Annotated in this window: 10 protein-coding genes and 1 pseudogene; 9 read left to right on the top strand and 2 right to left on the bottom strand. The window is 69.0% G+C overall.

Going from position 1 to position 8,527, the window contains the following annotated elements; all coding sequences use genetic code 11:
- The 7 genes and pseudogenes from AC08OV_RS21335 to AC08OV_RS21305 form a co-directional block, all read left to right on the top strand.
- Nucleotides 1-619 (top strand): recombinase family protein (locus AC08OV_RS21335; protein ID WP_476620185.1); only part of this gene is annotated, 619 nt, incomplete at its 5' end.
- A gap of 187 nt (nt 620-806) precedes the next feature.
- Nucleotides 807-941 (top strand): hypothetical protein, encoded by a 135-nt coding sequence (locus AC08OV_RS21330; RefSeq protein WP_476620184.1) that lies wholly within the window; start codon nt 807-809, stop codon nt 939-941.
- A 91-nt stretch (nt 942-1,032) separates the two neighbouring features.
- The gene (locus tag AC08OV_RS21325) at nt 1,033-1,266 is read left to right on the top strand and encodes a hypothetical protein (protein WP_476620183.1); all 234 of its coding nucleotides are present in this window, start codon (nt 1,033-1,035) and stop codon (nt 1,264-1,266) included.
- Nucleotides 1,267-1,321: 55 nt separating this feature from the next.
- Nucleotides 1,322-3,430, top strand: a complete 2,109-nt coding sequence (locus tag AC08OV_RS21320; protein ID WP_476620182.1) for a recombinase family protein — start codon at nt 1,322-1,324, stop codon at nt 3,428-3,430.
- Nucleotides 3,312-4,406 (top strand): annotated as a pseudogene (locus AC08OV_RS21315) (aminotransferase class V-fold PLP-dependent enzyme); the annotation flags it as partial. The gene AC08OV_RS21320 and the pseudogene AC08OV_RS21315, both read left to right, overlap by 119 nt.
- A gap of 444 nt (nt 4,407-4,850) precedes the next feature.
- Nucleotides 4,851-5,069 (top strand): antitoxin, encoded by a 219-nt coding sequence (locus AC08OV_RS21310; RefSeq protein ID WP_476596260.1) that lies wholly within the window; start codon nt 4,851-4,853, stop codon nt 5,067-5,069.
- Nucleotides 5,066-5,476, top strand: a complete 411-nt coding sequence (locus tag AC08OV_RS21305) for a PIN domain-containing protein (protein ID WP_476615358.1) — start codon at nt 5,066-5,068, stop codon at nt 5,474-5,476. Before AC08OV_RS21310 ends, AC08OV_RS21305 begins: the two co-directional genes overlap by 4 nt.
- Before the next feature lie 61 nt (nt 5,477-5,537).
- Here the strand turns inward: AC08OV_RS21305 and AC08OV_RS21300 are convergent, their stop codons facing one another.
- A complete protein-coding gene (locus AC08OV_RS21300) occupies nt 5,538-6,116 on the bottom strand; it encodes a helix-turn-helix domain-containing protein (protein WP_476615357.1) in 579 nt (192 codons plus the stop codon).
- Here AC08OV_RS21300 and AC08OV_RS21295 point away from each other — a divergent pair.
- Nucleotides 6,045-6,734 (top strand): response regulator transcription factor, encoded by a 690-nt coding sequence (locus AC08OV_RS21295; protein WP_462186257.1) that lies wholly within the window; start codon nt 6,045-6,047, stop codon nt 6,732-6,734. The genes AC08OV_RS21300 and AC08OV_RS21295 overlap by 72 nt on opposite strands.
- A gap of 300 nt (nt 6,735-7,034) precedes the next feature.
- Here the strand turns inward: AC08OV_RS21295 and AC08OV_RS21290 are convergent, their stop codons facing one another.
- Nucleotides 7,035-7,517, bottom strand: a complete 483-nt coding sequence (locus tag AC08OV_RS21290; protein ID WP_476615356.1) for a hypothetical protein — start codon at nt 7,515-7,517, stop codon at nt 7,035-7,037.
- Nucleotides 7,518-7,679: 162 nt separating this feature from the next.
- Here AC08OV_RS21290 and AC08OV_RS21285 point away from each other — a divergent pair, with 162 nt between their 5' ends.
- Nucleotides 7,680-7,898 carry a hypothetical protein gene (locus AC08OV_RS21285; RefSeq protein ID WP_462203778.1) on the top strand — a complete coding sequence of 73 codons (219 nt, stop codon included), beginning with the start codon at nt 7,680-7,682 and terminating at the stop codon, nt 7,896-7,898.
- The last annotated feature ends 629 nt before the right edge of the window (nt 7,899-8,527 follow it).

The raw sequence follows: 8,527 nt of genomic DNA, 5'->3' as shown, positions 1-8,527 counted from the left end.
CCCCCGCACCGCCCGCCAGGCCCGGCTGCTCGCCGCCCACCACGCCTGGACCACCGAACGCGCCCGCCAAGCCCAGATCGACCTCGTCCGCGCCGGCTTCCACCTCGGCCCCGTGCCCTTCGGCTACCTGCCGCACCGGGTCAGTGTGCTCGACTCGGACGGCCAGCGCCGCCGCCGTATCCGCCTCGTGCTCGACCCGGGACCCGCGGCGATCGTCGCAGTGATCTTCCAGTGGCGAGTCGACGACCGGCTCACCCCAAGCTCCATAGCCACCCGCCTGCGGATCGTCGAAGACCTCCACGGCATTGCCGACCCTGCCACGGGCCTGCCGCGGCCGTGGACCTCCACCTCGGTGGGCCGTGTCCTGGCCAACCCCGTCTACACCGGCGCGACCGTCTGGGGCCGGACCCACGCCGGCCAGCCCGTCTCACCCGAGGACTGGGTCATCTGCCCGCACGCCCACCATCCGATCATCGACGGCCGCACGTTCTTCCACGCTCAACTCCTCGCCACTCTGGGGACCGCGATCCTCAGCCCGCACCTGCCGCCCTGGGAGTTCCCCGCCGACCCGCCGACCGACCCGGGAACCGATTGCACCAGCCGCGGGGCGATCGCGTGACCAAACCCCGCCGACATCTGCACCAATTCCCAGCACGGAGCGCACCTGCCCGTGCGTCACGGCACGGCGGTCAAGAGTTCTCGTCGTGTCGGCATCCTCGCTCCGAAACGGGAACAGAATGAGCCGGACGCCCGCGACGGACGATTCTGGGTCGCGCTCCGTGGGACGGCGGGACGTGGCACGCCAGATGGAAATTGAGCGGATCGAGACCGTCGAGATGACCGCCGAGGAGTACGACACGGCGGTGTCTGCTTTGGCCGAACTCGTCCTACAGTGGGAAAGGAACGGAGCGCCGAACAAGGCGCCAAACAAGGCGGCCTGACACCCACACCGACCTCCCTTCGGGCGGGCCGTCAACCACCCGAGAAAGGAGCGCCGGTATGCCACGCCGATTTTCAGCCCGAAAGGCTACCGTGAAAGCGGCGGCGAACACCGTTTCCGGTACCGTGTCGGTCCATATCTACGTCCGGCACGGTACCGGCGGCGGCGACCAGTCCATAGCGACACAGCACGAGAAGGTCCTGGCCTCCCTCGCGGCCAACGCCACCAGTTTCCAGATCACCGACCCGGCTGGCGACGTCCACGGCCGGTTTCCGGCCAAGCTCGCCGGCCGCCGGGGAATCTGGCACCGCCGGCGCCAGAAATAGACCACCCCCTGTCGCGACAGAAAAGCGCCCAGGCGAAGGAAGGGGAATAGCCGCCATGCCGCGCACGACCGCGCGCCGCACGACCGCGAAACGAACCCAGCAAGCCGTCACCGCGCTGCCCGAGACTGTACGGGTCGGGATCTATCTGCGCCGCTCCACCGACGACGAGCACCAGCCCTACTCCATCGAAGCCCAGGAAGAACGGCTTCGCTCCTACGTCGACTCCCAGCCCAACTGGGTCGTCGCCCTGCGCTTCGCCGACGACGCCTCCGGCGCCACCACTCAACGCAAGGACCTCCAGCGGGCGCTGACCGCGGCCCGCAACGGCCTGATCGACGTCCTGCTCGTCTACCGGGTAGACAGGCTCTCCCGCAGCCTGCGCGACACCGTCCATCTACTTGAAGAGCTTGACCAGGCCAAGGTCGTGTTCCGCTCGGCGACCGAGCCGATCGACACCTCCACCCCCATGGGCCGCATGCTCCTTCAGCTGCTCGCGATGTTTGCCCAGTTCGAGCGCGACATGATCATCGACCGAGTCATCGGCGGCATGGAACGCAAAGCCGCCAAGGGCCTGTGGATGGGAGGCAAGCGGCCGTTCGGCTACCAGGTCGACAAGAGCGCGAACAGACTCATCATCGACGAGACCGAAGCCCCGATCATCAGGGCGATCTTCGATCTGTACATCCGTGACCGCCTCGGTACGCGCGCGATCGCCAAGACACTCAACAGCCGCGGCCACCGCACCACCGTCGGCGGACCCTGGTCCGGCCACCAGGTCATCCGCGTCCTCGACCACCGGATCTACCTCGGCGAACTCACGTTCCGGGAGATCACCGTCACCGGCACCCACGACCCGATCATCGACGAGGAGACATTCGAGGCCGCCCAGAAGATCCTCATCGAACGCAGTGAGGACACCTCACGCCGCGCCGCCAACCCTTCCGACTACTACCTGACCGGCCGGATGCGCTGCCCCCAGTGCGGCAAAGCCGTCATCGGCACCCGCGCGACCGGCCGCAACCACACCTACCGCTACTACACCTGCCGGACACGCAACCGCTACGACAGCGACCAGTGCGACGCGCCCCGCCTCGACGCCGACGCCGTCGACAGCGCAGTCCTCGCCGCGCTCGTCAGCTTCTACCGCGACAACCAGCAGCTCATCGCCGACGCCGTCGCCAAAGCCCAGCACCGCCACCGCAACGCCCGCTCCGACCGCACCGACGAACTCACCGCCATCGAAACCGAACTCACCCAGACCGACCAGGCCATCGACCGCTACCTGGGCTCCTTCGAGCGGGGTACCCTCGACGAAGAGATCCTCGCGGCCCGGCTCGAAGCCCTGCGCACCAAGCAGAAGCAGCTCCGCCACCGGCAGGCCGAACTTACCGAAGAGATCGACGACGAACCGGTCATGCCGACCCGCTCGACCCTCCGCGCGGTCATCAAGCACATCGAGACGATCATCGAGACAGGTGACGACCTCCGACGCAAGGCCCTCATCGAAGCCCTCGTCGCCGAAGTAAAGATCACTGGACCGGACCGGCTCATACCGATCTTCAAGGTCCCCAGACCCAACACTCCAAGGGACACCGCCAACGTAGAGACTGGAGTCGCAGACCGACCCAAGCCGGCCAGACCAGCCGCACCCCCCGCCCCACGCCGGGGCGCCGCAGCCGTCCTACCAGCCACAACGCCCCCGAAAGGAGCGGTTCGCGCAATGCCCACATTGGTGGGGCGAGTGGGGCTCGAACCCACGACCGACGGAAACACCGTCGCAGCCACGACGTCCACACCGTCGGCGCACCGCCGGCACGGTGCCGCACGTGTCGTCGAGGTGTCACCCTGTTCCTGTGGACACACCGTCGATCCATCAGCCCAGCCAGCGCCGACTCACCGACAGCGACGATCCCGGGCCGAACGACGATCCCGAGCAGCTCCGGCTCTTCCACCGCTGGCGTGCGGCCCGGTCACCGTCGTCGGTGGTTCATCTCGACTCGGCCGGCGCGGCCCGCCCCAGTCGGGCCACGATCGCGGCCGAGACCGCGTACCTGGAGAGCGAGAGCGAACTCGGCGCGTACGCCGCCGAGGTGGAGGCAGGCAGCGGGCTCCACGCCACGCGGGCCAGGCTCGTCAGCCTAATGGGCCCGGGACTCGACGCTGATGACCTGAGCTTCCACCATTCGGCGAGCGCGGCTTTCGCCACCTTGCTGATGGCCTGGCGACTCCCCGCCGAGGCGAGGATCGGCGTGGTACCGAGCGAGTACGGGTCCAACATGCTCGTACTCGCCGCCCGGGCGCTGCGCACCGCGGTCTCGCTAGTCGATCTTCCCGTCGACGAGACCGGGGTCATCGACGTCGAGACCCTCGACCGGGCCGGAGTGGCCTGCGCCGATGCACCCGGGCGCATCGGTCTCGCCGACCTCGACCTCGTGGTGTTTCCGCAGGTGCCAAGCCAACGGGGCATCGTTCAGCCGGCGGCCGCGATCGGTGCGCGCTGCGCGGCCGAAGGCGTCCCCCTGGTACTCGACGTGGCGCAGTCCCTCGGCCAGGTCGAGGTGAGCCAGACCGCGGCCAGCGCCTATATCGGAACGTCGAGAAAATGGCTCTGCGGGCCACGAGGAGCAGGATTTCTCGCCGTCCGGAAAGGCAGCGTCGATCTTCTTGATATCGCCGTGCCGAGCCTGCACAGCGCACGCTTCGACCGCAACGACCGTCCGGTTCCTCTCCCCGGACTGGCCCGGCTCGGGATAGGCGAGGCGGCGACCGTGTCCCGCATCGGCCTGGGGCAGGCCGTCACGGAACTGATGGATTCCGGCCCGTCACTTGTCTTCGCCCGCATCGCACGGCTGGCCGGTCAGGGAAGGCACCTTCTCGACGGGGCCGGCGGCTGGCGGGTGCGCGAGGACCCAGATTCACCATGCGGCATCATCACCATGCAACCGCCCCCCGGCACCGATCCGGTGGCCGTCCGGGACCGGCTCTACCGAGAAGACCGGGTGCTCGCCAGTGCCATCCCCGTGGAGCGCTCCCGGGATCTCACCGGGCCGGTCCTCCGCGCGAGCGCGCACGTCTATACCGATCCGGCGGAGTTCGAAAGGCTGGCCATGGGGCTCAAGCGCATCGCCTACGATCGTTGACGTCTTGGCGGCCACCTGCCCGCAGGCCGACCAGCTCATCCGGGCGGCCAGCCCTGTCTTTCGGTCGATCGGTGACCGAGGGTTATCATGTTTCAGATCGTAGATCTGTCCCGGTCCTGTCAGCTCATCCTGGGCTGATGTTGCGGAACCGGAATGCGATAAATGCTGGTTCCTGGCGCAGCCGTTCGTAGCCAGTGGGGTCGCGGTCGCGAAGGGCGGGGATGGACTGCGGCTCGACGAGGCGGTCCAGTCTGACGCCCGACCAGCCAGCGCATCTTCGGCTATCGCCGCCCTCGTACGTGCCGCTAGCACCGCCGCCTCATGCCACAGCGTGCCCGCGCTACCGCCATCTGACCGAGTCGGCAGCGGACACCTGGTATATACTATCGATAGCTATCATAGGCGGGAGGCGTTGTGGCGGACACGGCGATCGCGAGGCTCTTCATGCACGGCAGGAGCCAGGCAGTGCGGCTCCCGAAGGAGTTCCGGCTGCCCGGTGACCGGGTGCGCGTCCGGCGCATGGGAGACGGCGTGCTGCTGGAGCCGATCGCGTCCGATGTCGATGCCTGGTTCACCGAGCTGGACCGTTTCGCGGACGTGCCGCTGTTCGAGGACGGCAGGAACCAGCCGCCGACGCCCGCCGGGGAGGACTTCTTCGGGTGAGCTACCTCCTGGACACCAACGCTGTGGTCGCGCTGCTGCGGAACAAGCCCGCCGGCGTGCGGGAACGGTACCGGGAGGCCGAAGCGTCCGAGGATTATCTCGCGCTCTCGTCGGTCGTCTTGTTCGAGCTGTGGTATGGCGTGGCGAAGAGCGCTCAGGTGCCGGAGAACACCGAGCGCCTGCGGATACTGCTCTCCGGTGACCTGGACCTGCTTGACTTCGATGACGAGGACGCCCGTACTGCCGGCGAGGTGCGCGCCGCCCTGGAGAAGGCCGGGACGCCGATTGGCGCCTACGATCTGTTGATCGCCGGGCAGGCACTGCGGCGCGGGCTGACAGTCGTTACGGCGAACACCTCGGAGTTCAGCCGGGTCACCGGCCTGAGCTGGGAGGACTGGACGAGCTAGCCGTCGTCGGCGCCCGCTGAATTTCACCGGCTCATGTCGGACAGGCGTGCCAGAACGTCTCCTACGCTGCGGAGCGAGGGATGACGCGGACGTCGAGGTCGGCGTCGAGTGCCTCGGCGAGCCGTTCCAGCACCGGGAGTGTCGGTACGGTGCCGCCGGCCTCGAACCGTGCCACCGCCGACTGCGTCATGCCCACCGCGCCGGCCAGCTCAGCCTGGCTCCAGGCGCGCCGCTGGCGCAGCGCCCATTGCCCGCGCCGACGCCGACGAACTCGCCACGAGCCGCTAGCACGTCCGAGCAGCGCTCGGACGTGGACGGCCGATGATCTATGATCGTCTTCTGATGGACGTGTCCCCTCGTGACACTCGCCACGCTGGGCCCTCCCTATGCTCCACCAGCCACCCGGTGGGGATCTGCTGAAATGGTTGGCGTCGCTGGGTGCGGTGTCCCCGACGCACCCAGCGATCGGTGGGGCCCCCGCGCTCCGCCAGCGGGCACCAACGCCCGTACGGCCTGACGAGGTCTGTCGCCTCGTGGCCGGCAAGTCCGGGAGAACGACTGGACCAGCATGAGCGTAGCGAACGGAACTGCAGTACCCGCAGTACCTGGCGCCATCACCGTGGCGGCAGTGGACGATCACCCGATCGTGCTTCGCGGCCTCGCGGACCTCCTTCACGACGTCGAGGACTTCAGGCTGATCGGCACCGCTCACTCCATCGAAGCCCTGCTGGCCGGCCCGGGGCACGGCGCCCAGGTGATCCTGCTCGATCTCGATCTCGGCGATGGCACCGCGCCGCCCCATAACATCCAGCGGCTGCTCGCGGTGGACCGCGCGGTCGTGGTTTTCAGCGCCGCGGCGGCTCCCGCGACGGTTCGCGACGCGATGCGCGCCGGCGCGTCGGGCTTCGTCCCGAAGACCGACGACATCGAGGATCTGGCCACCGCGATCCGCGCCGCCGCCGCGGGAACAGGGTGGATCTCGCCGCAGCTGGCATTCCTGCTGCTCACCGATGACGCCCCGGACAAACCGGGCCTGTCACCCAAAGAAGTAGAAGCACTGCGTCTCTATGCGACCGGAATGCCCATGAAGACGGTTGCCCACAAGATGAACGTCTCCCCGGAAACGGCGAAGCAGTACATCGATCGGGTCCGATCGAAGTACCGCAAGGCCGGGCGGGACGCGAGCACCAAGGTCGACCTCTACAAACTCGCAGTGGAAGACGGCCATCTCAATCCCGGTGCCGAGGGAACGGCCTGACCCCGCCACCAGAGTGATCACGAGGACGTGGACCCGGCGCGCGCCCTCACGCCACCACCCGCACAGCGGGAGAGCGCGCGCCCGATCAAGGAACGGAACACCTCGACGGACATCCCCTGGCCCGGCGGCCTGTCCTCCCTGCGTCCCCTTGACTCCCCCGTGTCTCCTTGACCAGGAACATCCTCGCGGACAATGACGATTCGGTCATGACCCACATCCACCGAATCCGTTGTCCCCCAGCAAGGGGTCAGCGGAAGGACGTGGGAGCACGACCGCCGGGACCGGATCGATGCGGACGGGTCACCCTCGAGGGGGCTTCGTCCTCGGCTGGAGCAGCACCGCCCCGATCAGGGCGAGGAGGCCGGCGCCGAGGCACACCGTGATCCCCGCCTGTGGACGGATCGAGATCGCATCCGCGGAAATCGCGCGGAACGAGGCGAGGGTCGGCGGCCCGTAGATGCGGTCCAGAGCGGTGATGATCACGATCAGGACCGCGATGATTCGGGCGAGGACGACGTCGATCGCACCGGCAAGCGGCCGACGCACCAACCGTCCCACCCCGATGGCACCGAGCATGACCGCCAGGACACCGATGGTGCGCCCGTCTCCGACCACGAGACCGCTGAAGGTACGTGTCTCGTCGCCGCTGGACATCTCGCTCCACGGCAGGACGGAGCCGATGCCGGCTCCGACGGCCGCCAGCACCACCATCAGCGCGGCGACCGGCCGGGACGGGGCGACCGGCCGGAGCGCGATGATCGGTGGGAAATCGGGACTTTCCACGGCCTCATCGGCACGCCGGGCCGCAAAACCGCCGTTCGCCGGGGCCGAACCGGCGAGGTGGTCGCGAGACGCGGACGGCCTCGGCTGTTCGGACGGCCTCGGCTGTTCGGCCGGCCTTGGTTGTTCGGCCGGCCTTGGTTGTTCGGCCGGCGTCGACGGACGATGCGTCTCGGGCAAGGCCTGCGGACGCGGGACAACCGGCCGCGGCCCCGGGTCAGCACGCCGTTCCTGATCCTCCAGGTCATGGTCGTCACCCGCGCCCCGGTTCCGCCCGGGGTATGCCTGCAGCCGGCGGTCGAAGGCCGGGCCAGGATAGGAGTCGGGATAGGAATAGGCATCGGTCACCGGCTCGCCGCCCTGCCGCGCGCCGGAGACCGGTAGGGGCCACGCCTCGTCCCTCGTGCCGGAGGGCACCGGATCCGGCTCGGGATCGGGTCTGAGCTGTCGGCGCACCTGCATGGTCGGCGGGTCGGCAGAACGCGACGCCCGTGGACGACCACGATCATGATCGAGTACGTGGTCATCCCCGTCGGTACGGGCGAGCGGCCGACGCCCGGCCGCGGCCTCCAGGGGATCCCTTCCAGGTTCTCGATGATCCCGGACGGGAACGGGCGCCGGCACTCCTCGCGACCGAGGACCCTCCTCAACGCCGGGAACGGATGGCACCCTGGCGCCGGAACCGGCGGACCCGGCGGAGGTCCTCGAGACGTCGCGCTCGAACCACGCGGGTCGGGACGGTGCCGGTGCCGGCGTCGGTACCGACGCTGGCGTTGGCGTTGGCGGTCGAGCCTGGGACGGCGCCGGTGCCGGTGGTCGAGCCCGGGTCGGCGCCGGTGCCGGCAGCTGCGCGGAGGCCGGCGGTAGGGAGACCGGCGGTGGGGAGGCACTCGTACGGCCGGGCGTCGAACGCGCGGTTCCGGCCGAGCTGACCGGATCCCCCGTGCGACTCGGGGGAGGCGGTGCCGCGGGACTACCCGAACGGCTCGCGGCCGGTGGTGCCGCTGCCGGAG

The organism is Frankia sp. CeTa3Moorea, from assembly GCF_978021225.1.
Note: the sequence above shows the minus strand (reverse complement) of the source record. Positions and strands in the feature narration are given on the sequence as shown.

What these genes read in the sequence shown, in the direction of transcription:
- AC08OV_RS21295 (WP_462186257.1), top strand. Translation starts at nt 6,045, where the DNA reads ATGAGCGTAGCGAACGGAACTGCAGTACCCGCAGTACCTGGCGCCATC.
- AC08OV_RS21330 (WP_476620184.1), top strand. Translation starts at nt 807, where the DNA reads ATGGAAATTGAGCGGATCGAGACCGTCGAGATGACCGCCGAGGAGTAC.
- AC08OV_RS21310 (WP_476596260.1), top strand. Translation starts at nt 4,851, where the DNA reads ATGCACGGCAGGAGCCAGGCAGTGCGGCTCCCGAAGGAGTTCCGGCTG.
- AC08OV_RS21320 (WP_476620182.1), top strand. Translation starts at nt 1,322, where the DNA reads ATGCCGCGCACGACCGCGCGCCGCACGACCGCGAAACGAACCCAGCAA.
- AC08OV_RS21285 (WP_462203778.1), top strand. Translation starts at nt 7,680, where the DNA reads ATGCGTCTCGGGCAAGGCCTGCGGACGCGGGACAACCGGCCGCGGCCC.